This is a genomic window from Sphingomonas cavernae (assembly GCF_003590775.1).
In the GTDB taxonomy this organism is placed as follows: Bacteria; Pseudomonadota; Alphaproteobacteria; order Sphingomonadales; family Sphingomonadaceae; genus Sphingobium_A; species Sphingobium_A cavernae.
Map to the genome: position 1 here is coordinate 656245 of NZ_QYUM01000003.1, position 24431 is coordinate 680675.

The following is a 24431-nucleotide window of genomic DNA, read 5'->3' on the forward strand; positions in this document are numbered from 1 at the left end:
TCCTATATGGTTACCCTCTCCCGCACCCGCGGGAGAGGAGCGAGACTTGGCCCGGTTTTCCGGGCCTAGTCGCAGCGGTGAGGGGCATTGTTGGGAAGATAGTAAGAAGAAGACCCTCACCCAACCCTCTCCCGCGAAAGTGGGAGAGGGCTTAGATGGTCACACGAAAAACTGGCTGATCCACTCGGCGATCAGTGCGGGCTTGTCTTCGCCCTCGATCTCGACGGTGAACTCGACGGTTTGCTGGAACTGGCCGGGTCGCTTCTCTTCAATATCGAGCAGCTTGAAATGACCGCGCACGCGCTTGCCCGAGCGGACGGGCGCAAGGAAACGAACTTTGTTCCCCCCATAGTTGACGCCCATCTTTACGCCCTCCGCGCGCGGTGCGTCGGATTTTTCGAACAGCAGCGGGAAAAGCGAAAGCGTCAGGAAGCCATGCGCGATCGTGCCGCCAAAGGGCGTCAGCTTCGCCTTGTCGGGATCGATATGGATGAATTGATGATCGCCCGTCGCGTCGGCGAACTTGTCGATCATCGCCTGGTCGACCGTCACCCATTCGGAGGCGCCGATGACCTCCCCCTTTTTCGCCATCAATTCCGCAACGGGAACGTGCTTCATCCTCTTCCCTTTCATTCGCATCGGGAGCATAGGCGCGCGTAACTTTATTGCGCGCCGTAATCGCCCTGACCCGGAAAATACGGCGCTAAAAGCCGGAGAGTCAAAAGCGATGGATTCCGCAACGTCACCTTTCATTCCTGCCATGCGCGCGCTGCACCGCGCCCCCGAGCCCGAGGTTCTGGCGGCGCTGCTGAAGGACGCGACGCTCGACTCGGCCACGCGCGCCGGCGTCCTCGTTCGCGCCGGCGGGCTGCTTGCAGACCTGCGCGCCGCGCAGAATGACGGCTGGGTGAACCAGTTTCTCCAGGAGTATCGCTTGAACACCTCCGAAGGCGTTGCGCTGCTGTCGCTCGCGGAGGCGTTTCTGCGCGTGCCCGATCCGGAGACCGCGGATGCGCTGATCGCCGACAAGCTCGGCGATGCCGACTGGCGCGCGCACGCGGGCAAATCCAATTCGAAGCTCGTCAATTCGGCGACCTGGGGTCTCGTCGTGGGACGCGCGCTGGTGAGCGAGAGCGAGAAGTCGGGCGTTCTCAAGCGCCTGATCGCGCGTGCGGGCGAGCCCTTTGTCCGTCAGGCGGTGGGCGCAGCGATGCGCATGATGGGCGAGATCTTCGTCATGGGCCGCACGATCGAGGAAGCGACGAAGCGCATGGCCAAGCCCGAGAACAAGGGCTTCACCGCGAGCTTCGACATGCTCGGTGAAGCCGCGCGCACCTTCCCCGATGCCGACAACTATTTTACCGCCTATGAACAGGCGATCATCGCGGTGGGCAAGGACCCCGGGGCAGGCCATTCGATTTCGGTCAAGCTTTCGGCGCTGCACCCGCGTTACGAGGTCGCGCAATGGGAACGGTCGGTTTCTGCGCTGACCGAAATGCTCGAGGCGCTGGCGGTTTCTGCCGCGAACAAGGGCATTGCGCTCACGGTCGACGCCGAGGAATCCGAGCGGCTCGAGATGAGCCTCGACATCATCGGTGCGGTCGCGGCGCTCCCCGCGCTCAAGGGCTGGGACGGCTTCGGCATGGCGGTGCAAGCCTATTCGAAGCGCGCGCGTCCCGTGATCGCCTGGGCCAACGAGCTCGGGCGGCTGGTGAATGTCCGCCTCGTCAAGGGCGCCTATTGGGACAGCGAGATCAAGCGCACGCAGGAGGCGGGACTTTCCGATTACCCATTGTTCACGCGCAAGGCTGCGACCGACGTGTCCTATCTCGCCTGCGCGAAGGACATGCTGGCGGCGAAGAACATCCACCCCGCCTTTGCCAGCCACAATGCGCTGACTGTGGCGACGATCCTCGAATGGGCGGGCGACAGCCGCGATTTCGAGTTCCAGCGGCTCCACGGCATGGGCGAAGGGCTTTACGAGCGGCTGGTGCGCGAACAGGGCTATCACTGCCGCATATATGCGCCCGTCGGCGGCCATCGGGACCTGCTCGCCTATCTCGTGCGCCGTCTGCTCGAGAACGGCGCGAATTCAAGCTTCGTCCATCAGCTCGCCGACGAGCATCTGAGCGACGCCGAACTGCTTGCCGATCCTGCCGAGAAGATCGCGAAGGTTGGGGGCACGCGCCACCCCTCGATCCCGCTGCCCATCGACCTGTTCGGCGCGGACCGCCGGAACAGCACTGGCATCGACCTTCAGGATCCGCCGCTGCTTGAAGAGGTGGTGAAGACCGTCTCGAAGTTGCCGTTCACCCCCGGCAAGGCTGTCGCACCCGATGTTGGCGCTGCGGTCGAACGTGCGCAGGCCGCCTTTCCAGCCTGGGCTGCGACCCCGGTCGACGAACGCGCGGCGTGCCTTGAGCGTCTCGCCGATCTGCTCGAGGCACAGCGCGGCGAACTGATGGCGATCGCGGTGCAGGAAGCGAAGAAGACGATCCCCGACGCGCTTGGCGAGGTGCGCGAGGCCGTCGATTTCTGTCGCTATTATGCGGCCCGTGCGCGCGATGGGCTGATGCCCATCGAACTCCCCGGACCCACGGGTGAGCGCAATGTGCTCCGCATGGAGGGCAAGGGCGTCTGGGCGACGATCGCGCCGTGGAATTTTCCGCTCGCGATCTTCCTTGGCCAGACCGTTGCCGCGCTCGTCGCGGGAAACACCGTGATTGCCAAGCCCGCGCCGCAGACGCCCGCGATCGCTGGCTGGGCGGTTGGGCTCGCGCAGGAAGCGGGAATCCCCGACGATGCGCTGATTCTGCTTCCGGGCGGCCCCGAAGTCGGCGCCGCCATCGTCGCCGATCCGCGCGTTGCGGGCATCGCCTTCACCGGATCGACCGCGACCGCGAAGAAAATCGCGCGCAGCCTGCTCGATGACGATGCGCGACCGCTGGTGCCGCTGATCGCCGAGACGGGCGGGATCAACGCGATGATCGTCGATTCGACCGCGCTGCCCGAACAGGTCGTGCAGGACGTCGTAACCTCCGCCTTCCGCTCGGCGGGCCAGCGCTGCTCGGCGCTCCGCGTGCTGCTCTTACAGGAGGAGATCGCCGAACGGACGCTGGAAATGCTCTCGGGCGCGATGGACTCGCTCATCGTCGGTGATCCGGCCGATCCGCGTACCGATGTCGGACCTGTCATCGATGGGTCGGCCTTCACCCGGTTGATGGACTATCGCCAGACGATGCGCGCGCATTGGGTGAAGACTGTCGATGCGCCGACGGAAGGCTTCTTCGTGCCTCCGACGGTCATCCGCCTCAATGATCTGTCAGAACTCAACCAGGAATGGTTCGGCCCGCTGCTCCATGTCGCCACCTGGAAGGCGGGCGAGCTGGAGGAGACGGTTGCGCGCGTCAATGCCAAGGGTTTCGGTCTGACGATGGGGCTGCACAGCCGCATTGCGCGCGCCGCCGAGACCGTCGAGGCGCTGTCGCGCGTGGGCAATCTCTACGTCAACCGGTCGATGATCGGCGCGATTGTGGGCAGCCAGCCCTTTGGCGGCGAAGGGCTTTCGGGCACCGGCCCGAAAGCCGGCGGTCCGCACTATCTTCATCGTTTCACGGCGGAGCGCGTCACCTCGACCGACACGACCTCGGCGGGCGGCAATGCGACGCTGCTGTCGCTCGACGATATGGGAATTTGAGAGCAGGGGAGACGATAGGTTCGTATCCCGCAACGCTGTTCGCCCCACAGCTAAAACCGGCTGCTCAACCCTGCTTGGCGGCCGCCCAGAGTTCTTCGGTGGGCTTGGGCGGCGGGGCGATGGTCGCCGGGTTTGCAAAGACGATCTTCTCCTTGTCGAAGCGGCTGAGAAGCGCCATGCACGCGGCGTTGCGCGTGGCGAAGGCGGTCTCGAAATCGCCGGAGAGGACGTCGAACTGCGCCTCGAATTCGAGGCCGTTGACGCCGAAACCCGTCATCCCGCAGCGAAGGAAATGACATTTCTTCAACCCCTCGATCTCCTCGCGCGCAATGTCGGGGATTCGCGAGCAGTCATCGGCGGGTGTGGAGTAGACCACGCCGAAGGTCAGCGTGTAGCGGCGGCGATGGAGCCGCGTCATGTTGTGCAACTCCTTGTTGAGCAGGTTGGCGTTTGAGACCACGATCTCCTCGCCGCTGACGGCGCGGATCCGTGTGGTCTTGAGCCCGATCGATTCCACTGTCCCGCCCCCGGTCGAATCCCACTTGATCGCGTCGCCGCGGCGAAAAGGCTTGTCGAACAGGATCGATAGCGCGGCGAACAGATCCTCGAACACGCCTTTGGCGGCCATGCCGATCGCTATGCCGCCAATGCCCAGCCCCGCGACAAGGCCGGTAATATTGACGCCCAGATTGTCGAGCACGACGACGCCCGCGATCGCGAAAACCGCGAAGCTCACGAGCAGCCGGATGATTCCCATGGCGTTGCCGATCGCCTCGCCATGATAATCGTCGCTGCCCGCGCGGCGCTCGATCATGCCAAGCACGATTTCGCGCGCCCATACCGCGAACTGGAGCACAGCCGAGATGGTGAACAGGAATGCGATCGTGCGGAACACCAGCGGCGGCGCCTCGGCATAGCCCGCCACCAGCCGGGCGGCGACCATTACCATGAAGAAGGTGCTCGTCTTCGAAACCGCGCGGCCGACGATCGTACGCCAGCCCGTGTGATCCTCCTTGCGACACAGTCTCACGCCCACACGCCGGATGAACAGCAATCCGAAGACGATGCCGACCGCAATGCCCGAAGCGATGAGCACTTCGACGCTGTGATTGGAGATCCACGCGATGCTGTCGTCCCAGAACTGCACCAGTGTCCGGCTTGATTCCACGTCGGCAAGGATCGGCTCGGCACCGTTGGCGGTCGAAGTCATCAGCATTCCTTGTCAGGCCGCAATCGCGGATTTCGCCGATTTCGCGTGAGGACTGTCGAGCCAGTCGATCAGCCCGCGTTCGGCGCGGCTGAGATACCGGGTGGCGCGGGGGAGATGCAAGGGGAGAGGGCTCGTCTTGCCGGCGAGGTCCATCAGCGCGGGATGAACATAGGATTTTCGCGCGATAGCAGGCGTGTTGCCGAGCGCCGCGGCGACTGGCTCGAGCAATTCTGTCACGCTGATGGGCGCAGCGGTGGCATGCAACGCCTCGAAGGCAAGCACGCTCGCTCCCCAGGTACGGAAATGCTTGGCGGAGAAGTCGTCGCCCATCGCCTCGCGGATATAGGCGTTGACGTCGGTGGAGCTGACGGGTTGGGGAGTTCCGGTATCGTCGAGATACTGGAACAGATGCTGTCCCGGCAGATCTTGGCAGCGTTTGACGAAGCGTGCAAGCGACCCATCGGTCACCCTGAGCACGCGGTTCTTGCCCGATTTGGCACGATAGCTGAGATGCAGCGTCTGGCCGCGCACCTCGGCATGGCGCGTCCGAAGGGTCGTCGCGCCGAAGCTGCGATTGGCCTTTACATAGGCTTCGTTGCCGACCCTGACGCGGCCGAGATCGAGCAGCCGCACGACGGCGGCGATCGCGCGTTCCCTGACAAGCCCTCCGCGGCGCAGATCGGATTCGACGCGCGCGCGGATCAGCGGCAGCGCGCGCCCGAAATCCGCGCAGCGATCATATTTCGCGCTTTCCTGCTGCGCGCGGAAATCAGGGTGATAGCGATATTGCTTTCGCCCTTTCTGGTCATAGCCGATCGCCTGAATATGGCCGTCGGCGGACGGGCAGTACCAGGCATCATTATAGGCGGGGGGCAGTGCGATCGCATTGAGCCGGTCGATCTCGTAGCGGTCGGTAATCCGGTCGCCCTTGGGATCGAAATAGGCCCAGGCACGTCCGCGTCGACGGCGCGTGATACCGGGCAGGCTGTCATCGACATAACAGAGTTTCGGCACGCCAAATCCTTCAATCCCAATGCGATCTGAACCCGCAGCGGACGGGGTTCGTTCCGAAATGGTCAGGCGTGGGCGGCGCTTCGAGTGCCCGAAGCAAGGTGATTGAGCGCGCGCTGGGCGGGTTTTTCGACCCAGCGATACAGCAGCGCGGAAGCGAGCAACACGAGCGAGAGATAGAGCGCGAGCAGAGCCGGCGCGATCCGCGCGGGATCTTCGACGAACGCGAGCTTGAACAGGATAAAGAGCGGGAAATGCGCGAGATAGGTGGCATAGCTTATTTCGCCCAGCCAGACGAACGGACGCGCCCGAAGCGGATTGCGGCGCGCGTCGTCGCCAAAAGCAAGCAGCGCGAGCAGCGCCGCGAGCATCAGCGGTACGATGAAGGTTTCAGCCAGCCCTGCGGTCCAGCCCGCAATCGCGATCGCCAGTGCGCCGGCCGCGATCGGAGCCGCGCGCCGATCGCCGCGCCAGCGCTGCCAGAGCGCGCACAGCATCGTGCCCATGGTGAATTCGATCAGGCAGCGCCAAAGGCCTAGGCGGGGAATGTCGTCGCCGAGCCCCGGTGTGTCGATGACGCGCCAGGCCAGTCCAGCCAACGCGACGATCGCGGCAATGAGCGTTATCGACCCTGCCTTGCGCCAGTCCACACTCCACGCCAGCACAGGGAAGAGCAGATAGGCCGCGAATTCGCAACTGATCGACCATGCGGGGTGGTTCCAGCTCAGCGTGTCCGTCAGGCCCCAATTTTGCAGCATCGCGATATGCAGCGGCAGCTCGGCAAGCGGATAGGCCGTGTCGTCCGCGCGGTGCGTCGCGATCAGCGCCAGCGCGAAGGCGACCAGACCCGCGAGGATGACGATGTGGAGCGGCCAGACGCGCGCGATCCTGCGCCAGTAGAAGCGTGGCGCGGCGCTCAGCGCGCGGTCGCGCATCGCGTCTGCATAGTTGAGCCACAGCACGAAGCCCGAGAGCATGAAGAACAGGTCGACCGCCAGATAACCTTTGGCGAGAACCGCCATCACCGCCTCGGGCGCATAGCCGCCCATACCCGAACGGACATGATAAAAGACGACGAACCACGCCGCGAGCCCGCGGATGCCGGTAAGACTATCGAGCGCGGTGGGGCGGGTGTTCATGCCGCTGCCGGCGCCGGCGTGCGGCGCTGGCCCCCCATTGGCCGGAACGCCTGGTCCTTCGCTCGGCGGCCCGCATATGTGTCCAGTCCGATCTGGAGCGCGATCATCATCAGCGCGAAAGGCTGGATCGCGATCGCGATGAACAGCGCGCCGACCATGTAAATGGCCTGCCCGTTCTGCAGCGCGGTCGCCATCGACGCGATCCAGCGTTGGTCGGGATCGGCGTTGCGATAGCGGCGGCGCAGCACCTCCATCCGCCAAAGCCCGCCGAGCTGGATGGTCAGCCAGATCAACAGACCCGGATATCCCTGTTCGCCCAGCATCTCGAAATAGGCGCTGTGATACGCGCGCGCCTGATCATATTCGATCGTTCTGGTGACATCCTTCACCGCGCCGACGGTCTGCATCTCTACCTTCTCGACCCGCAGGTTGTTGCCGCGAAAGGCATCGAAGCCGCCACCCATCGGATGATCCTTGGCGTAGTCCCACGTCCATTTCCATACGGCGACGCGCGACGAGGCGGAGCTGTCGGCCTGATATTCGCCGATCGTGCCCATGCGCTGCGTGAAGCTTTGCGGGAGGAAGGGGAGCGCGAGCATGGCCGCGCCACCCATCAGCCCCAGATAGAGCAGCCGCCGCTTCGCGTCGCGCAGCAGCAGCACCGCGAGCACGCCGATGCAAACCAGCCCGGTGCGCGCCTCGGTGCCGATCGGGATCAGCAGGCACGCGAAGATAAGCGCAAAGCCGAACAGCCGCACGCGCCAGTCGGGCGGAAACACCGTCCCGAACTTCATCAGGTGAAGGATCAGCGGGATAATCGCGATCGCGATCGCCGAAATGGTGCTGCTTTCGTATAGCCCGGCATTGTTGCTGACCATCAGGTTCAGGACGCCATAGCCGCCGCCGGAACCGAGCGTCTTGATCCCGCCGACGATGATGATCGAGGCCGCGCACAGCACCATGTAGAGCGCCAGCGCCTCGATTCTGAGCCGCGTCGTCAGCGTCAATGGCAGGAAGATCGCGAAGGCCAGCGCCTTCCACACCCATTCCCATTTGAATGCCGCCTCGACGGGGAAGTCGGCGCCGATCGTCGTCATCCAGCAATAGAGAAGCAGCAGCAGCAGCAGCCCCTGCCGCGGCGCGATGCGCGCGTTGCGCTTGTCGTCGACAAGCGCCCAGGACAGCATCGCGAGCGCCGCCGCGATCATCGACACGGGCACCGAATTGAGCAGCCAATAGGTCAGCCGTTGCGGCGCGACGATATCGACATAGGCATAGGCGAGAACGAACAAGAAGGGCCGCCGGAAACCGGTCGCGAACAGCGCCATGAGGAAGGCGACGAAGACGAGATCACGCACCCGGGCCTCCACGGGGTCGGGGCGTATCGCCGTCAGCCTCATCCTCGCGATCGAGATCGGCGCGGAATATCAGCCGCCAGGCTGCGAGCAGCAGTAGTCCGTGCGTCAGCGCGAGAGAGAAATTGTCGATCACGTGCGCAGGATTAGCTGCGCCGAGTTGACGTCGCGTTAAGCCTCTTCATGGCATTGTCGAAGCGACCGGATCAAATTGGGGGACCCGAACGCGGTGCGCATCCTGCACATCCTCGATCACAGCCTGCCGCTCCACAGCGGCTATACCTTTCGTACGCGCGCCATCCTGAAGGCGCAGCTTGCGTGCGGCTGGGAGGTGGCGGGGCTTACCGGCGCCAGGCATTCCGCGCCTGTGGAAGATGACCCGGAAGAGGTTGACGGACTGCTATTCTTCCGCACGCCAAACCCGCCCCGGGGGCCGAGCCCCTTGCGCGAATGGCGCGAAATCCAGGCGCTCGCGGCGCGGCTAGAGAAGGTCGTGGGCGAATGGCAGCCGGATCAGCTTCACGTACATTCCCCCGTGCTGAATGCGCTTGCCGCGCAACGCGTCGCGCGGCGGCACGGCCTTCCTCTGGTCTATGAGATCCGCGCCTTCTGGGAGGACGCGGCGGTGGGCAACGGTACGAGCAGCGAGGGTTCGCCGCGCTATTGGCTGACGCGCCAGCTCGAGACCCGCGCGGCGACCGCCGCAGATGCCGTCGCGGTGATTTGCGAGGGGTTGCGGCACGATCTGATCGAGCGCGGGGTCGCGCCTGACAAGATCATCGTGTCACCCAACGGCGTCGATCTCGATCTGTTCGGCGATCCGCCGCCGCCCGACCTCGAGCTCAAGCGTTCGCTCGGGCTTGATGGTGCGGAGGTCGTCGGGTTCATCGGCAGCTTCTACGACTATGAAGGGCTCGATGATCTGATCGCGGCGATGCCGCTGCTCGTCACCGAGCGCCCCGCGGCGCACCTGCTGCTCGTCGGCGGCGGGCCGATGGAGGATGCATTGCGCGCACAGCGGGCGGTGTCGAGCGTGGCCGATCGCATCCATTTCGTCGGCCGCGTCCCGCATCACGAGGTCGAGCGCTATTACAGCCTGACCGATATCCTCGCCTATCCGCGAAAGGCGATGCGGCTGACTGAACTGGTGACGCCGCTGAAGCCGCTCGAGGCAATGGCGCAGCGCCGTCTGGTCGCAGCATCGGATGTCGGCGGGCACCGCGAACTGATCGAGCACGGCGTCACCGGAACGCTGTTTCCGCCCGGCGACCCCGCCGCGATGGCGGCGGCGCTCGCGGACATGTTCGCCGATCGTGCGGGCTGGGAATTCCGCCGCGAGACGGCGCGCGCGTTCGTTGAGCGCGATCGTAACTGGTCGTCAAACATTTCGCGTTATCTTCCCGTTTACCAGAAGCTCACCGGGCTCGCGCTCTGAAGGATAAGGCCATGGCATCCGTCGCGTTCAAATTGGGCAAGGCCCTGCCTGTTCCATTCCTTATGGCGGTGTTCGCGGGGTCGGCGGTGGCCACGGCCATCCTGTTCCTGCCCATCACTCTGTTAGAGACGATCGTGGTCGCGTCTGGCCTGCCCAAGCTGGTTCCTGCCGCCGCAGCGCCGCTGGGCGTCACTGCGCGCGCCCTGTGCGCCATTGGCGGGGCCGCTGTCGCGATGATGCTGACCGCGGGTGGGCTGACTATCGTTGACCGCGTAGCGCGCGCATTGCCACGCCGCGCACGGCCCGAACCGCTGGTGGTCGAGGAATTTGCGCCACGCCGCCGCGTCCTTGCGAACGTCGAGGAGACGGAGCCGCGCCGTCCGATCTTCGCCGAGAGCGATCTTGGCGGATCCTTCGACGTCCCGGCCTCCGCGGCGCTCATCGAAGCGTCCGAAGAACCCTATGAGCTTGTCGAGCCCGTCGTCGAGGAACAGGCCGATCTTCTCGATCTGTCTCCTATCGCACGCGCTATGTGGCAGGTGCCGCCGCGGCTGCCCAATATCGCGATCGAGATCGAGGACGCGCCAGCATTGGACGAAGCGGACCAGGGAGAGTTCGCAGAATTCGCGCCTCTCGAGGATGAGCCCGCCGATGCGCCGTTGTCCGAACCCGTTTCCGTATTTGGTGCGCCGACGCCTGAGGCCGAAGATCGCAACTCGCTCAGTCTGACCGAACTGCTCCACCGACTGGAAACGGGGTTGGAACGCAAGCGTCGCACGGTCGCCGCAGTTCCCGTATCCGAGCCGCGCCCGGCTGTCCGAGCCGGCTCGATCAGCGATATGGACGAGGCACTGCGCGATGCGCTGGGCACACTGCGGCGGATGAGCGCAAACAGCCGCTGACGCGGCTCAGGCCGCCTCCACCGTTAACGCCTCGATCTCGAAACATCCGGGCGTACCACCCGAAGGCACGAAGCCGATATCTGCCAGAATATGCCCGGGCAATGGCATGTCGGCTTCTCCAAGCGCAGCGCCCGCCCGACTGAGCCGGTCTCGCATATCGTCGGTGGCATCCTCGATCGCGAAACCAAACTGGTGCCGCGCCCCGGAAAATGTGGCGCTCGCCCAGCGCTCGCTACGACTTGAGCATAGCAGCAGGGCGAGCCCATGGGCGTCGAAATAGGCGCGCAGCCGACGCGAGAGTATGTCATGCGCGTCCCTCATGCGCCTGTTCCCGTATCGGTGGCGTCCATGTAGCGCACAACGCGCGCGGTCAGCCGCGCGCCCGGTTCGCGGCCATTGCGCAGATCGTGAACGAGCCGCGGGTCCCGGACCGCCTCGCGCCCGAAGCGCGTGGCAGGGATGTCGTGTCGCCGCAAATGCCTCTCGATCCGCCTGAGCAGGTGCATGCCTTGCCTCCATAAGAGAATCAGTCTGTGATGTTCTCTTTTTGTTCCGTCATTTCCTACTTGTCTAGGAATTTTCCTATCGTTAGAATGTAAATATGGATCCGGCAGAAATCCGAGCTAATCTCGAAGGGGTTATCCGCGACCGAGGAGAGGATTTTGCCTCTTTGTCGCGTATGATCGGCCGCAATCCGGCCTATATCCAGCAATTCATCAAGCGCGGCGTTCCCAAGAAGCTCGACGAGGATGACCGGCGCCTTCTCGCGGAATATTTCGGGATTGATGAGGCGATATTGGGTGGTCCGGCGCGGGGGCGTGCCTCGCCATCGAAATCGACGCTGCGCGATGCCCCCGATCTGATCCTCGTCCCCCGGCTCGACGTCGGCGCTTCGGCGGGGCCGGGCGCGCTCGGCGCGGACGACCGGGTGCGGGTCAACCTGGCATTTCAGTCGGGGTGGCTGCGTGCGCTGATCGGCGGCAATCCCACGGGGCTTTCGATGATCGCGGTCGAGGGCGATTCGATGGCGCCCACGCTTGCCGATGGTGACGAGATTCTGGTCGATCGCAGCGATGCGGTCGAACGTCTGCGTGATGGCATCTATGTGCTGCGCATCGAAGACGCGCTGATCGTCAAGCGGCTGGCGGTCAATCCGTCGGGACGGCGGTTCACGATCCGCAGCGACAATCCCGCCTATCCCGATTGGGTTGATTGCAACCCTGACAATGTGGCGGTGATCGGACGGGTCGTCTGGGCGGGGCGCAAAATCACCTAATCAGGCTCTCAAACGATCAAGGTCTAGCGGCGGCGCTTGTCCCAAAGCCATGTCGCGACCGCGATCGCGACGCCGAGGCCGACGCCGCCGAGAAATCCCATCGAAGGCTGGCCGGCGACCGCGCCGATGACGACGCCGAGAATCGCGCAAAGCGCGATGGCTGCGCCGCCCGCAAGCGGCGTGGAAGAGGGTTTCTGCGTCATGTCGACGCCCCTTGCCACGTCCCGGCGCGGCACACCAGCCGTCCCGATGCGGGGCGGATGTCCCGAAACGGCATTGGGATAATGCATCGTTGACCATCACATGGCGCGGTTCGATTGGACGCGGCCAAATGGCACGGCTCTTGATGGAGAGTTCCCACGGGTAGTTGAGCGGGGGACACTGGGAATGGCGCCATATGTCGCGGATCGGGCATGTTATGACGAGGCGGTCGGCCTGATGGCGCGCTTCGGCGACGATGCGGGGTTCGAGGCCGCTGCGCGCGCGGACGTGAGCCGCGATCGCGGCAATGTGCGCAATTTTTGCCGTTGGCGACAGATTGAACGATTGATCGTGCATCTGTCGCGAGAGGACGCTCCCGCCGTCGTTCACTGAAATCGTGATCAATCGTGGTTTTTGTGGCCTGATCGCATTCGCCATATGCCAACGGCGCTGGCGGGACCCGGAAAGTCCCGCTAACTAAGGCGCATGCGTCTCAACTTTCTGCAGCCTTGCGCCCAAGCTTCTGCGCTGGTTGCGCTTATCATGTGCGGCGAGATGCAGCCCCTCCATGCGCAGCAAGAGGTGCAGACGCAGGAGCCGATGTTCGATCCCGAGGCGCCGATGGCGGACATGCCCGATTTCGGCGTCGAATGGCCCGATCTCGAAAAAATGCCCGAGCTTTCCGAGGATGAAGCGCTCGAAACACCCGGAGCGCCCGGAACATCTGAAGTGCCCGCCGCCGTCGATATTGCCGGCGAGCGGCGTTACGGCGTGCGCGTCGACGGGCTCGACAAGATTGAATCCCATCTGATGCATGCCCGCTTCAAGGAACTCTCGACGCTCGAACAGGGAAAGGGCAAGCCCGCCAACGCCGCGCAGATCGACAGGCGTGCGCGCGAGGATGAAGAACTGCTCGAAACGTTGATGCGTTCCTCTGGCTATTACGATGCGCGCGTAGACACCAAGGTCGAGGTCGAGGCCAATGGGCATGTTCTCGTCGTCCTTACCGTCGAACCTGGAGAGGTCTATCGCTTTACGGATGTCGACGTCCGCGGCATCGATCAGGCGGGCGACAAGGCGGAGGCGCTGCGCGACGCGTTCAAGGTCACCGAGAACGATCCCGTTGATGCGGACAAGGTGCTGGCGGGCGAAGCGGCGCTGCGCCAGAAGATCGGCCGCGAGGGCTTTCCTTTTGCCAAGGTCAGCGAACCGGAAGTTGTGGTCGACCATGAGGACCGCACCGCGACGCTCGTCCTCAATGTCGAGCCCGGCGCGCCGCGCAAGTTCGGCAAGGTCACCGTCGCCAATGACGACGTGTTCAGTGCGCGCCACATCCAGCGGATCGGCCGATTCAAACCCGGCGATCCATACGACTCCGCCGACATTGACGATCTGCGTCGCGCGTTGATCGCGACGGGGCTCGTCTCCTCGGCCAAGGTTCAGCCGGTTCCCGGCGCGACTCCCGACACCGTCGACGTCGCCGTCGCGATCGAGCCCGCGCCGCCCCGGACGATCGCGGGCGAGCTTGGCTATGGCACGGGCGAGGGTGCGCGCCTCGAGGCGAGCTGGCAGCACCGCAATTTCCTCAAGCCCGAGGGCGCGGTGACGGTGCGCGGCGTCGTGGGAACGCAGGAACAACTGATCAGCGTCCAGTTCCGCCGCAACAACTTCATGAAGCGTGACCGCGTGCTCAACGCCCAGGTCGCCGCACAGCATGAGGAGCGCGACGCATATGAGGCGCGAACCTTCACGATCTCGGGCAATATCGAGCGGCAGAGCAACCTCGTCTTTCAAAAGAAATGGACCTGGTCGATCGGCGCCGAGATGCTCGCTTCCGACGAACGCGATACCGTCGGTCCCGATGCGACACCCCGCCGCCGGACCTTCTTCATCGGCGCCTTGCCCGGAACATTGGGCTATGACAGCACCGACAATCTGCTGGACCCGACCAAGGGCTTTCGTCTCAGCGGCCGCGTCTCCCCGGAACTGTCATTCCAGGATGGCACATTCGGCTATGTGAAGACGCAGATCGACGGGAGTATCTATCATCCGGTCAGCGACAGGATCGTGCTTGCCGGCAGGACGCGGCTTGGCACGATCTACGGCGTCGAAAGCGATCGGATCGCACCGTCGCGGCGCTTCTATGCAGGCGGCGGCGGGTCCGTGCGCGGCTATGGATATCAGTCGATCGGTCCACGCGACGGCAACAATGATCCGATCGGCGGCAAAAGCCTCATAGAATTCTCGCTCGAGGCGCGTGTGCGCTTCGGCAATTTCGGGGTCGTGCCCTTCGTCGATGCGGGTAACATCAGCACAGGTACGCTTCCCGATATTGGCAAATTGCGCGTCGGCGCGGGGATCGGCGCGCGCTATTACACCAGTTTCGGTCCCATTCGCATTGACGTGGGCACACCGCTCAACCCGCAGCCGGGGGACGCCAAAATCGCTGTCTATGTGTCGCTGGGGCAGGCCTTTTGATGGCGGAGGAGGCACCCCCCGTTGCGCGGCGCAATCCCATGGGACGCGCGCTGGCATGGCTGCTGGGGGGCGTCTTCACGCTGGGGCTGCTCGTGCTGGTCGCGCTTTGGGCGATCGACACGAGCCCCGGCCACCGCTTCATCATCGACCGCATCGAACGGCTGGCGCCGCAATCGGGGCTCAAGATCAGGATCGGGCGGATCGACGGATCGATCTACAACCGCGCGCGCCTGCGCGACGTGCGCGTCTATGATTCAGAAGGGTTGCTTTTCGACTCTCCCGATATCCGGCTTCACTGGACTCCGATCGCCTGGCTCAGGAACACGCTCGACATCACCAGCGCCACCGCGCCGCTCGCGACGCTGCACAAGGCGCCAAAGTTCAGGCCGCCGGAGAAGCCGGGTCCGATTTTGCCGGGCTTCGATATCCGTGTTGGCGAACTGCGCATCGACCGGCTGAGGATCGAGCCCGCGATCGCAGGCCAGCGTCGGATCGGGCGATTGGCGGGATCGGCGGACATCCGTTCGGGGCGCGCCAAGGTCAATCTCGACGCGCTCGTCGAAGGAGGCGGGGACAGCCTGAAGCTGGTTCTCGACGCCGAACCCGATCGCGACCGCTTCGACGTGGACTTCGATCTCAACACCCCCGCACGCGGCGTGTTTGCCAAATTGCTCGGTACCGACCGACCCATTCGGGCCGCGATCAAGGGTGACGGTCGGTGGAAGAGCTGGAAGGGCACCGCGCGCGTCGACATGTCGGCCAAGCGCATCGTCGATCTTGACCTGGGCGTGGACGACGGCGTTTACACGCTCGCCGGCACGCTCGTTCCCGCGGCGGTCAATCAGGGCAAGCTTGCGCGGCTGACCGCACCGCGGATCGCGGTTGCCGGGCGCGGCACGCTCGCGGAGCGTCGCCTCGATATGGAGCTGGCGCTGCGCGCGCGCGCTCTGCTGGTGAAGGCTGACGGCGTGGTCGATCTCGGCCGCTCGTCGCTCGACGACATGCGCGTGACCGCCGATCTGCTCCAGCCCAGGGCGCTGTTCCCCAACATGACGGGACGCGGCATCAAACTTCAGACGCTGTTCGATGGCCCGTTCGCCACCGCCCGCTTTGAATATCTGCTGACCGCGCCGCACGTCGCTTTTGACCAGACCGGGTTCGAGCAGGTCCGCGCCGCGGGCAAGGGCAGGTTGTCCAAATCGCCCATCACGCTTCCGGTCAGGCTCACCGCGCGCCGCGTGACGGGCGTGGGCGATGTGGCTGGCGGCATTCTCGCCAATCTTTCGGTCGACGGCATATTGAAGGTGACGGCGCAGACCGTGACCGGCGACGCGCTCCAGCTCCGTTCGGACAAGCTCCGGAGCAAGATCTCGGTCTTCCTCGATCTTGTCACGGGACGCTATGATGTCAGCCTGACGGGTCAGCTCAACCGCTACCTGATCCCGGGGCTGGGCATCGTCGACGTCAAGGCCGATTTCAAGGTCGTTCCCGGGCCAGGGGGCAAGGGCACGCGCATCGTCGGCAAGGGGCAGGCCTGGGTTCGCCGCTTCGACAACGCGTTCCTGCGCGGGTTGGCGGGCGGCTTGCCGGTCATCACCACCGCGCTCGAGCGCGGGCCCGACGGCATCCTGTACTTCCGCGGACTGAAGCTGACCGCACCCGCAATCAGCCTGACGGGCAGTGGCGTGCGCCGCCGTGACGGCACCTTCCATTTCGAGGGAAGCGGCCGACAGCGGCAATATGGCGCGTTCAAGCTGAAGCTCGATGGACAGATCGACCGGCCAAAGCTCGATATCGTGCTCGCGCGGCCGATGGATGCGCTTGGCCTCAGCGACGTCCACCTCACGCTCGATCCAACCAGGGAGGGCTTTGCCTATCAGGCGGCAGGCGGCTCGACGCTCGGGCCTTTCACCAGCAATGGCGCCATCCTGTTACCCCAGGGTCAGCCCGCAACGATCGCGATCGCAGACCTCAAGGTCTCGGGCACTACCGCCAAGGGGCAGCTCAGAAGCCTTCCGGGCGGGTTTGACGGGCGGCTCGACATTGCGGGGGGCGGGCTTTCCGGCAGCCTCGCCTTTGCGCCTGTCGGCGATGTCCAGCAAATCGTCGCGGATCTGACCGCCAGCGGCGCACGCTTCGAAGGGCCGCCGGAGATCGCGATCCGTCGTGGCCGTGTACAGGCGACGATGCTGCTCGATCCTGCCGGCACCGCGATCGACGCCGATTTCGACCTGAGAGGCTTCCGCCGCGGCACGATCCACTTGTCACGACTTCAGGGCACCGCAAAGCTCAAGGCCGGCGTGGGGCAGGTTCGCGCACTGGTCCGTGGCGCGCGCGGCCGCGCCTTCGACTTGCAGTTGGTTGCCGATATTTCAGCCGATCAATACCGCCTCACCGGTGAGGGCACGATCGACCAGCGGCCCGTCAAACTCTCGGGTCCTGCGGTGCTCACGCGCGAGGGCGATGGCTGGCGGCTTGCGCCCACCGGCGTCAGCTTCAGCGGCGGCGCGGTCAAGGTCGCAGGGCGGTTCGGCGGCGGGACCAACGAGGTCGATGCCGCGCTTGAGCGTATGCCGCTTTCGGTGCTCGACATGATTTGGCCCGACCTTGGTCTGAGTGGCGTCGCGACGGGCAAGCTCAACTACCGTCAGGAAGGCGATTCCAGCCAACCGTCGGGTCGCGCCGACCTGCGGCTGCGCGGGCTCAGTCGCTCCGGGCTCGTCCTCTCTTCCAAGCCCATCGACATGGGCGTCACCGCGGTTCTCGACGGCACCAAGCTCGCGGCGCGTGCGGTTGTCGCCAGCGATGGCAAGACAATCGGCCGCGCGCAGGCGCGGATCGCGCCGCTTGCGGGCGGGGGCGATCTGATGACGCGGCTCCAGAACGCCCCGCTCTTCGCGCAGGTGCGCTATAACGGCCCGGCGGACACGCTCTGGCGCCTGACCGGGGTCGAGATTTTCGACCTGTCCGGCCCCGTCGCGATCGGCGGCGATGTCACCGGCCGCCTCGCCGACCCCGTGATCCGCGGATCGGTGCGGACCGAGAATGCGCGGCTCGAAAGTGCGGTCACGGGCACGTTGCTGACCAATCTGAAAGCCAGTGGCCGCTTCAACGGTTCGCAACTGGTTGTCGATCAGATGAGCGCGACCGCGGGACAAGGCGGGTCGATCACCGGGCGCGGACGCTTCAACCTCGCCGCTGCCGAGGGGTTCGGTATTGATCTTGCGCTCACTGCCAAGGATGCGGTGCTGCTCAATCGCGACGATATTGGCGCGACGGTCACGGGGCCGATCACGATCCGCTCCGACGGCCGGGGTGGCGTGATTTCGGGCGATGTCGATGTCGTCAAAAGCCGTTTCGTCCTCGGCCGTGCTTCGGCGGCGCAAGCGATTCCACGCCTCAAGGTGGTCGAGCTCAACCGTGCGGGCGAGGAGATAGAACGCCCGCAGGCGGCAGTGCCCTGGCGGCTCGATATCAAGGCCAATGCGCGCAACCGGCTGGTGGTGACGGGGCTTGGTCTCGACAGCGAGTGGCGCGCCGATCTGGATATCGGCGGTACCGTCGAGGCCCCCGCAATCGTTGGCCGCGCCGACCTGGTTCGCGGCGGCTATGAATTTGCGGGACGTCGTTTCGACCTGTCACGCGGCACGATACGCTTCAGTGGCAACACACCCGTCGATCCGACGCTTGATATCCTCGCGGAGGCCAACGTCCAGGGGCTCAGCGCGACCATCCGCGTCACCGGCACCGGCCAACGCCCCGAGATCGCTTTCAGGAGCATTCCGGCGATGCCCGAGGACGAGCTGCTGTCGCGGCTATTGTTCGGCACGTCGATCACCAACCTGTCCGCGCCTGAGGCGCTCCAGCTCGCAGCCGCGGTGGCGGCGCTGCAAGGCGGGGGTGACGGGCTCAACCCGATCAACGCGGTTCGTCAGGCGGCGGGGCTCGACCGGCTGCGCATCCTTCCGGCGGATACGACGACGGGGCAGGGGACTTCGGTCGCTGCGGGCAAATATCTGACGCGTCGCACCTATGTCGAGGTGATCACCGACGGGCAGGGTTATTCGGCGACGCGCGTCGAATTCCAGATCACGCGCTGGTTGTCGATCCTTGGCGCAATCTCCACAATAGGACGCGAGAGCGTGAACGTTCGCATCTCGAAGGATTACTAAGCCAGGGCACTTTCCGGAGAAGTGGGAACCGGTTTTCCGATCAGGAAGCGCCCAAGACAGAAAGCAAGGAGCGAGTATGCGTACCCCTGAAGCCGTCTCGGCGATGTTGTGTCCCGTGTGCAAGGTTGGCCTGGCCATGAGCGACCGGCAGGGCATCGAGATTGATTACTGCCCCCAATGCCGCGGCATCTGGCTCGATCGTGGCGAACTCGACAAGATCATCGAGCGTAGCGCGGGGGATGCGGCGCCCGCGCCACAGCGCCAGGCCGCGCCGCAACAATCGCCCCCTCCCTCGCAGCAAGCGCCGTGGGGCGGGCACGACCGCTATTCGGACGACCGCTTCCATGGCGGCTATCAGGACAAGCGTCACTATAAGAAGCGTAAATCCTGGCTCGAAGAAATATTCGACTGATAAAAAAGGCGGCGGTCCATCGGGTCCGCCGCCTTATATTTTCTTCGGTTCGGACGATCAGGCGGGGATGCCGCTGATCGCCTTCACTTCCATGAAGTCCTTGAGCCCGAACAGCCCGCCTTCGCGGCCATTGCCCGATTGCTTGTAGCCGCCGAACGGAGCGCCCGGCGCGGGCCCCCAGCTATTCACCGCGACCATGCCCGCGCGCAGCTTTGGCGCGACCGCCGCGGCCTTTGCCGGATCGCCGGTGATGACTGCGGACAGGCCGTAATCGGTGTCGTTCGCGATCGCGACCGCCTCGTCGAGATCGGAATAGCTCATCACCGTGGCGACCGGTCCGAAGATCTCTTCCTGCGCGATCCGCATGTCAGGAGTGACCCCGGAGAACACGGTCGGCTTGATGTAATAGCCGCGATTGACGTTGCTGGGCAGGCCGGTGCCCCCTGTCTCAAGCGTCGCCCCCTCGTCGATCGCCGACTGGATCAGCCCCTGGATCTTCTCGAACTGCGCCTTGTTCACCACCGGTCCGATATGGCCACCCTCGGCGAGCGGATCGCCCACCTGCGTATTGTCGAACATCGCCTTGATGAGGCCCGTCGCCTCCGGCACCTGATCCTTCTGGACGAGGATACGCGTGGGCGCGATGCAGCTTTGCCCGGTGTTGACGAGCACGCCCATCGCGGTTCCCGGCAGCGTGGCGGGAAGATCGGAGCCAGGCAGGACGATGTTGGGCGATTTGCCGCCGAGTTCCTGGTGCACGCGCTTGACGGTATCCGCCGCCGCCTTGGCGACGAGGATGCCCGCGCGTGTCGAGCCGGTGAAGCTCACCATCTCGATGCCGGGGTGCGCGGAGATCGCTGCGCCCACACCCGGGCCGTCGCCCTGAACGAGGTTGAAGACGCCCGGCGGAACGCCCGCCGCGTCAAGGATCTCGGCGAAGATCGCGGCGTTGCCTGGGCATTCCTCGGAGGGCTTGAGCACCATCGTGTTGCCCGCGGCGAGTGCCGGGGCGACCTTGAGCGCGATCTGGTTAAGCGGCCAGTTCCACGGCGTGATCATGCCGACGACGCCGACGGGCTCATAGACCACGGTGTTCGCGCCGTGCTGCTCGCTGAACTGGAAATCCTTGAGCGCCGCGATCGTGCCCATGAAACCGCCGATTCCGGCGCCAACCTGCGCGCTTGACGCGAAGCTGACGGGGGCGCCCATTTCGTTCGCCATCGATTGCGCCAGATCGGGAACGCGCTTCTTGTATTCCTCGACGATGCGTCCGAGCAGCGCCAGGCGCTCTTCGCGCGTTGTCTGGCTGAACGTCTCGAACGCCTTGCGCGCAGCCTTGACCGCGGCGTCGACATCCGCCGTGGTGCCCAGCGTGATCTCGGTACAGGATTCCTCGGTCGAGGGGCTGATCACCTCATGGCGCTTGCCCCCGATACTCTCGACCCATTTTCCGTCGATATAGTGCTTGAGGTAGCTGTCCATGATGGCCTCTCCGATCTGGTATGAATGCGTTTCAATCTGAGACCTGCTGGCCGGAAATCAAGCCCGAATTCGAAATTCGACTGTTTCCTGGGGTGAACAGAAAGGCGGATAGCAAAAGGGCCCGGCGATTTCCCGCCGGGCCCCTACTGTCCGTTTCGATCGTGCGATCAGGCGGAATAGTACATGTCGTATTCGACCGGGCTGGGGGTCATTTCCCAGCGCGCGACTTCGCCCCACTTGATGTCGATATAGGCTTCGATCTGATCGCGGGTGAACACGTCGCCCTTGAGGAGGAAGTCCATGTCGGCGGTCAGCGAGTCGAGCGCCTCACGGAGCGAACCGCAGACGGTCGGAACCTCGGCCAGTTCCGCGGGCGGCAGGTCGTACAGGTTCTTGTCCATCGCCTCGCCGGGATGGATCTTGTTCTGGATGCCGTCGAGGCCCGCCATCAGCAGTGCCGCGTAGCAAAGGTACGGGTTGGCGAGAGCGTCAGGGAAGCGGAATTCGACGCGCTTCGCCTTGCTGCCCGTGCCGTACGGAATTCGGCACGATGCCGAGCGGTTGCGGCTCGAATAGGCGAGCAGCACAGGTGCTTCATAGCCCGGCACCAGACGCTTGTAGCTGTTGGTGGTCGGGTTGGTGAAGGCGTTCAATGCCTTGGCGTGCTTGATGACGCCGCCGATGAAATAGAGGCACATGTCCGAAAGACCGGCATAGCCGTCGCCCGCGAAGAGGGGCTTGCCCTTTTCCCAGATCGACATGTGCGTGTGCATGCCCGAACCATTATCTTCCTTGATCGGCTTGGGCATGAAGGTAGCGGTCTTGCCATAAGCCTGCGCGACCTGGTGCACGACATACTTGTAGATCTGCATGCGGTCGGCGGTCTCGACGAGCGTGCCGAAGGTGACGCCGAGCTCGTGCTGGCTGGCCGCAACCTCATGGTGGTGCTTGTCGCAGGGCAGGCCCATTTCGATCATGGTGCTGACCATCTCGGCGCGGATGTCGACTGCGCTGTCCACGGGTGCCACGGGGAAATAGCCGCCCTTGGCGCGCGGACGGTGGCCCAGATTGCCCGTCTCGTACTTGGTGCCGGTGTTGGTGGGCAGCTCGATGTCGTCGATCCGGTAATAGCTGGTGTTGTAGCTGTTCTCGAAACGGACGTCGTCGAACATGAAGAACTCGGCTTCGGGGCCGACATAGATGGTGTCGCCGATACCGGTGGCCTTCAGATAGGCCTCGGCGCGCTTCGAGGTCGAGCGCGGGTCGCGCGCATAGAGCTCGCCAGTGCCGGGCTCGACGATGTCGCAGAACACGATCAGCATCGGGGTTGCCGAGAAGGGATCGGTGTAAACCGCGTTCAGGTCGGGCTTCAGGATCATGTCCGACTCGTTGATCGCCTTCCAGCCCTCAATCGACGAACCGTCGAACATCAGGCCCTCGGTCAGCTCATCCTCGCCGATCACGCCCGCGCACATGGTCAGGTGCTGCCACTTGCCCTTGGGATCGGTGAAGCGAAGATCGACCCACTCGATCTCCTCGTCCTTGATTTTCTTCAGAACGTCAGCGGCAGAATTCGCCATTATATTCGCCTTCTCTATCAGAGCGCTCCGGCGAAGGCCGGAGCACAGTTTAACTCAATGGCTGGACCCTGGCTTTCGCCGGGGCACGAAACTAAATTGCGTCGGCATCCCTTTCGCCGGTGCGGATGCGCAGCGCGGTCTCGACGGGGATAACGAAGATCTTGCCGTCGCCGATGCGCCCGGTCTGCGCAGCGGCGGCGATCGCCTCCACAACACGATCGGCGAGCCCGTCCTCGACGACTACCTCGAGCTTCACCTTGGGAAGAAAGTCGACGACATATTCGGCGCCGCGATACAGTTCGGTATGCCCCTTCTGCCGCCCGAAGCCCTTGGCCTCGGTCACGGTGATGCCGGATACGCCAACCTCGTGGAGCGCCTCTTTCACTTCATCAAGCTTGAACGGCTTGATGATGGCTTCGATCTTCTTCATCGGCGCTCTTGGACCTCCCCGTGCTGAACGCTTGCCGCGCGTCTTTCAATAAGCGTGCCAGTCGGCGAGTCGCAAGAAGCTGCCGAAAACTATTTCGCAGATGCACAAAAATTGCCGAAATAAGCGGCAGCGCAATTCATTTTGCCTAAATTCTGTGCATGATTGGGCGGGGGTAGCCGCTTCGGAAAATCATGATGCGCGTATTTGCACGGCCCTGTGTCGTTAAACCGGCATCGCTCGCCGAATCCGCACGCTAGAAGGCGCAGCTTCCCGACTTTATTCTAAGGATACTCTGTGCGTTTGCTCATGCTTCCCGTCGTCGCAGCGCTTGCGGCCTGCAGCCAATCGCCCTCGGGCAACGCCTCCAGTGCCGGCGAGGGCACCAGCGCGGACGCCGCCGCCAGCCAGCCACCCATGGATGCAACCGGCGTGCCCCAGTTCCGCACCGGTCTTTGGGAGGTCACGGACTATGAATCCGACGGCACGACCGCCAAGCGGCTTCGTTGTATCGGCCAGGAGGTCGAGGAGGATCTGCGCACGATGTTCGGCACCGCTTCGACGCCGGAATGCGTCAAGACGCGCAGCAGCGGGCCGCAGGGGCTCACCGTAAAGGGGCTTTGCCGTCAGCCCGGCGGAACCGAGACCGAGGCCGAGGTCACGCTTTCGGGAAGCGCGATCGATTTCGACATGAAGCTGGGCCTCTATTCGATCGTGAACGGCAAGCGCCATGGCGACCTGTCGCAAAGCAAGGGGCGGTGGATGGGCGAGTGTCCTGCGGGCATGAAGCCAGGCGACGAGAGCGAGGCAGGTTAGGTCGATTGGACCTCGCAACGCCGGGCAGCGGGCCCAATCAACTATGAACGCACAGCGCCGCCTCCGGTGACGCGCATATCTTTGGGCAGCCGTCGCAGAACGAACCCGTGGTCCCCTTGCTGACTGGATCGGAAACCGTTCTGCGCAAACCGCGATAGGCGGGTCCGTTCCAGATCTCGGCGAGCGGCCGGTCGAAGACGTTGCCGAGCGAACGCGAATCTGCGCCGGGCGCATACTGCCTGCCTGCGCGCCGGAGGCAGCACGGCAGGACCTCGCCATCATAGCGGATGACGGTACTGCTATAGGGCCAATGGCAACGTGGCAGCAGTTGCGCGCCGAGCGGCGACCCCGTACCGGTCGCTTCGGGGTCATCGTCGACCACATTATAGAGTTCGCCCCGTGCATTCCGGTGCACCCCGCGATAGGTCATGAACTTGTCGGCGCCCGGCTCAGCGGCGATCTGCCGCACCTTTTCGAGCTCGCCCGGCGGGTGGTGTGCGAAGCGCAGATGCTGAATCTCGACGAAAGGATGTTCGAGCCCGCGTTCGCGCTTGCTCGCTTCGACCATGGCAAGATTGGACAGGACATGCGCGAGATTGCCGCGGATGCGTGTTGCGCCATAGCTTTCCTGCGTGGCGCCATCGACCGCCACGGTCAGATGGCTCAGGCCCGAATCCACGAGGCGGTCGATTCGTGCGCGCGTGAAATTATAGCTGAAGCGCGTTGTGATATGGACGGCGATGCCGGCCCGCCGCGCGATTGCGATCATCGCGTAGAGGTCGGGATGGATCAGCGATGGCGCCCGCCCTCCCATGCAGGAATGCAATCCGGGATTTCG

General features: G+C 64.4%; 21 protein-coding genes. 9 read left to right on the forward strand and 12 right to left on the reverse strand.

The annotated features are described in order from the left end of the window. Positions 1-159 precede the first annotated feature (159 nt). Positions 160-618, reverse strand: coding sequence for a MaoC family dehydratase (locus tag D3876_RS10785; RefSeq protein ID WP_119762082.1), 459 nt, complete (start codon positions 616-618; stop codon positions 160-162). Between the two features lie 142 nt (positions 619-760). On the opposite strand from D3876_RS10785, the gene D3876_RS10790 reads away from it, so the two are divergent. Next, entirely contained in the window at positions 761-3697 is a 2937-nt protein-coding gene (locus D3876_RS10790; RefSeq protein WP_119762084.1) for an L-glutamate gamma-semialdehyde dehydrogenase, read from the forward strand. A 64-nt stretch (positions 3698-3761) separates the two neighbouring features. Here D3876_RS10790 and D3876_RS10795 read toward each other — a convergent pair whose 3' ends face one another. From D3876_RS10795 to D3876_RS10810, 4 genes are all read right to left on the reverse strand, one after another. Beyond that, positions 3762-4907 carry a mechanosensitive ion channel family protein gene (locus tag D3876_RS10795; protein ID WP_182911981.1) on the reverse strand — a complete coding sequence of 382 codons (1146 nt, stop codon included), beginning with the start codon at positions 4905-4907 and terminating at the stop codon, positions 3762-3764. 12 nt (positions 4908-4919) lie between these two features. Continuing rightward, a complete protein-coding gene (locus D3876_RS10800) occupies positions 4920-5921 on the reverse strand; it encodes a DNA topoisomerase IB (RefSeq protein ID WP_119762087.1) in 1002 nt (333 codons plus the stop codon). 62 nt (positions 5922-5983) lie between these two features. Beyond that, complete coding sequence (locus D3876_RS10805) at positions 5984-7057, reverse strand: acyltransferase family protein (protein WP_119762089.1); 1074 nt, start codon at positions 7055-7057, stop codon at positions 5984-5986. After that, the gene (locus tag D3876_RS10810; RefSeq protein ID WP_119763733.1) at positions 7054-8415 is read right to left on the reverse strand and encodes a putative O-glycosylation ligase, exosortase A system-associated; all 1362 of its coding nucleotides are present in this window, start codon (positions 8413-8415) and stop codon (positions 7054-7056) included. The genes D3876_RS10805 and D3876_RS10810 overlap by 4 nt, the downstream gene beginning before the upstream one ends. A gap of 226 nt (positions 8416-8641) precedes the next feature. Between D3876_RS10810 and D3876_RS10815 the strand changes: the two genes are divergently transcribed. Beyond that, the gene (locus D3876_RS10815) at positions 8642-9847 is read left to right on the forward strand and encodes a TIGR04063 family PEP-CTERM/XrtA system glycosyltransferase (protein WP_119762090.1); all 1206 of its coding nucleotides are present in this window, start codon (positions 8642-8644) and stop codon (positions 9845-9847) included. An 11-nt stretch (positions 9848-9858) separates the two neighbouring features. After that, positions 9859-10749 carry a hypothetical protein gene (locus tag D3876_RS10820; protein ID WP_147417642.1) on the forward strand — a complete coding sequence of 297 codons (891 nt, stop codon included), beginning with the start codon at positions 9859-9861 and terminating at the stop codon, positions 10747-10749. A 6-nt stretch (positions 10750-10755) separates the two neighbouring features. Here D3876_RS10820 and D3876_RS10825 read toward each other — a convergent pair whose 3' ends face one another. Next, positions 10756-11070, reverse strand: a complete 315-nt coding sequence (locus D3876_RS10825; RefSeq protein ID WP_119762094.1) for a hypothetical protein — start codon at positions 11068-11070, stop codon at positions 10756-10758. After that, positions 11067-11255, reverse strand: coding sequence for a hypothetical protein (locus D3876_RS10830; protein ID WP_119762095.1), 189 nt, complete (start codon positions 11253-11255; stop codon positions 11067-11069). The genes D3876_RS10825 and D3876_RS10830 overlap by 4 nt, the downstream gene beginning before the upstream one ends. Before the next feature lie 95 nt (positions 11256-11350). Between D3876_RS10830 and D3876_RS10835 the strand changes: the two genes are divergently transcribed. Further along, entirely contained in the window at positions 11351-12025 is a 675-nt protein-coding gene (locus D3876_RS10835; protein WP_119762097.1) for a S24 family peptidase, read from the forward strand. A gap of 23 nt (positions 12026-12048) precedes the next feature. Here D3876_RS10835 and D3876_RS10840 read toward each other — a convergent pair whose 3' ends face one another. Beyond that, positions 12049-12228, reverse strand: a complete 180-nt coding sequence (locus D3876_RS10840; RefSeq protein WP_119763735.1) for a hypothetical protein — start codon at positions 12226-12228, stop codon at positions 12049-12051. 184 nt (positions 12229-12412) lie between these two features. Here D3876_RS10840 and D3876_RS10845 point away from each other — a divergent pair, with 184 nt between their 5' ends. From D3876_RS10845 to D3876_RS10860, 4 genes are all read left to right on the forward strand, one after another. After that, positions 12413-12619: a hypothetical protein gene (locus D3876_RS10845; RefSeq protein ID WP_119762099.1), complete on the forward strand. Its 207-nt coding sequence runs from the start codon at positions 12413-12415 to the stop codon at positions 12617-12619. A gap of 162 nt (positions 12620-12781) precedes the next feature. Further along, positions 12782-14704 carry an autotransporter assembly complex protein TamA gene (locus D3876_RS10850; protein WP_238475331.1) on the forward strand — a complete coding sequence of 641 codons (1923 nt, stop codon included), beginning with the start codon at positions 12782-12784 and terminating at the stop codon, positions 14702-14704. Between the two features lie 38 nt (positions 14705-14742). Next, positions 14743-18876 (forward strand): translocation/assembly module TamB domain-containing protein, encoded by a 4134-nt coding sequence (locus D3876_RS10855; protein ID WP_238475332.1) that lies wholly within the window; start codon positions 14743-14745, stop codon positions 18874-18876. Between the two features lie 76 nt (positions 18877-18952). Beyond that, the gene (locus tag D3876_RS10860) at positions 18953-19288 is read left to right on the forward strand and encodes a TFIIB-type zinc ribbon-containing protein (RefSeq protein ID WP_119762104.1); all 336 of its coding nucleotides are present in this window, start codon (positions 18953-18955) and stop codon (positions 19286-19288) included. A gap of 57 nt (positions 19289-19345) precedes the next feature. On the opposite strand, the gene D3876_RS10865 is transcribed toward D3876_RS10860, so the two are convergent. The 3 genes from D3876_RS10865 to D3876_RS10875 form a co-directional block, all read right to left on the reverse strand. Beyond that, entirely contained in the window at positions 19346-20770 is a 1425-nt protein-coding gene (locus D3876_RS10865) for an aldehyde dehydrogenase family protein (protein ID WP_119762106.1), read from the reverse strand. Positions 20771-20937: 167 nt separating this feature from the next. Next, entirely contained in the window at positions 20938-22350 is a 1413-nt protein-coding gene (gene glnA, locus D3876_RS10870; RefSeq protein WP_119762108.1) for a type I glutamate--ammonia ligase, read from the reverse strand. A 91-nt stretch (positions 22351-22441) separates the two neighbouring features. Further along, complete coding sequence (locus D3876_RS10875) at positions 22442-22780, reverse strand: P-II family nitrogen regulator (RefSeq protein ID WP_119762110.1); 339 nt, start codon at positions 22778-22780, stop codon at positions 22442-22444. Between the two features lie 294 nt (positions 22781-23074). On the opposite strand from D3876_RS10875, the gene D3876_RS10880 reads away from it, so the two are divergent. Continuing rightward, the gene (locus D3876_RS10880) at positions 23075-23593 is read left to right on the forward strand and encodes a DUF3617 domain-containing protein (RefSeq protein ID WP_147417643.1); all 519 of its coding nucleotides are present in this window, start codon (positions 23075-23077) and stop codon (positions 23591-23593) included. A 37-nt stretch (positions 23594-23630) separates the two neighbouring features. Here D3876_RS10880 and D3876_RS10885 read toward each other — a convergent pair whose 3' ends face one another. After that, positions 23631-24407 carry a radical SAM/SPASM domain-containing protein gene (locus D3876_RS10885; RefSeq protein ID WP_119762113.1) on the reverse strand — a complete coding sequence of 259 codons (777 nt, stop codon included), beginning with the start codon at positions 24405-24407 and terminating at the stop codon, positions 23631-23633. Between the last annotated feature and the right edge of the window lie 24 nt (positions 24408-24431).

Excerpts from the sequence above, each read along its gene's own strand:
- D3876_RS10785 (WP_119762082.1), bottom strand. The coding sequence starts at position 618 with ATGAAGCACGTTCCCGTTGCGGAATTGATGGCGAAAAAGGGGGAGGTC.
- D3876_RS10790 (WP_119762084.1), top strand. The coding sequence starts at position 761 with ATGCGCGCGCTGCACCGCGCCCCCGAGCCCGAGGTTCTGGCGGCGCTG.
- D3876_RS10795 (WP_182911981.1), bottom strand. The coding sequence starts at position 4,907 with ATGACTTCGACCGCCAACGGTGCCGAGCCGATCCTTGCCGACGTGGAA.
- D3876_RS10805 (WP_119762089.1), bottom strand. The coding sequence starts at position 7,057 with ATGAACACCCGCCCCACCGCGCTCGATAGTCTTACCGGCATCCGCGGG.
- D3876_RS10820 (WP_147417642.1), top strand. The coding sequence starts at position 9,859 with ATGGCATCCGTCGCGTTCAAATTGGGCAAGGCCCTGCCTGTTCCATTC.
- D3876_RS10825 (WP_119762094.1), bottom strand. The coding sequence starts at position 11,070 with ATGAGGGACGCGCATGACATACTCTCGCGTCGGCTGCGCGCCTATTTC.
- D3876_RS10830 (WP_119762095.1), bottom strand. The coding sequence starts at position 11,255 with ATGCACCTGCTCAGGCGGATCGAGAGGCATTTGCGGCGACACGACATC.
- D3876_RS10835 (WP_119762097.1), top strand. The coding sequence starts at position 11,351 with ATGGATCCGGCAGAAATCCGAGCTAATCTCGAAGGGGTTATCCGCGAC.
- D3876_RS10840 (WP_119763735.1), bottom strand. The coding sequence starts at position 12,228 with ATGACGCAGAAACCCTCTTCCACGCCGCTTGCGGGCGGCGCAGCCATC.
- D3876_RS10845 (WP_119762099.1), top strand. The coding sequence starts at position 12,413 with ATGGCGCCATATGTCGCGGATCGGGCATGTTATGACGAGGCGGTCGGC.
- D3876_RS10850 (WP_238475331.1), top strand. The coding sequence starts at position 12,782 with ATGCAGCCCCTCCATGCGCAGCAAGAGGTGCAGACGCAGGAGCCGATG.
- D3876_RS10855 (WP_238475332.1), top strand. The coding sequence starts at position 14,743 with ATGGGACGCGCGCTGGCATGGCTGCTGGGGGGCGTCTTCACGCTGGGG.
- D3876_RS10860 (WP_119762104.1), top strand. The coding sequence starts at position 18,953 with ATGCGTACCCCTGAAGCCGTCTCGGCGATGTTGTGTCCCGTGTGCAAG.
- D3876_RS10865 (WP_119762106.1), bottom strand. The coding sequence starts at position 20,770 with ATGGACAGCTACCTCAAGCACTATATCGACGGAAAATGGGTCGAGAGT.
- glnA (WP_119762108.1), bottom strand. The coding sequence starts at position 22,350 with ATGGCGAATTCTGCCGCTGACGTTCTGAAGAAAATCAAGGACGAGGAG.
- D3876_RS10875 (WP_119762110.1), bottom strand. The coding sequence starts at position 22,780 with ATGAAGAAGATCGAAGCCATCATCAAGCCGTTCAAGCTTGATGAAGTG.
- D3876_RS10885 (WP_119762113.1), bottom strand. The coding sequence starts at position 24,407 with ATGGGAGGGCGGGCGCCATCGCTGATCCATCCCGACCTCTACGCGATG.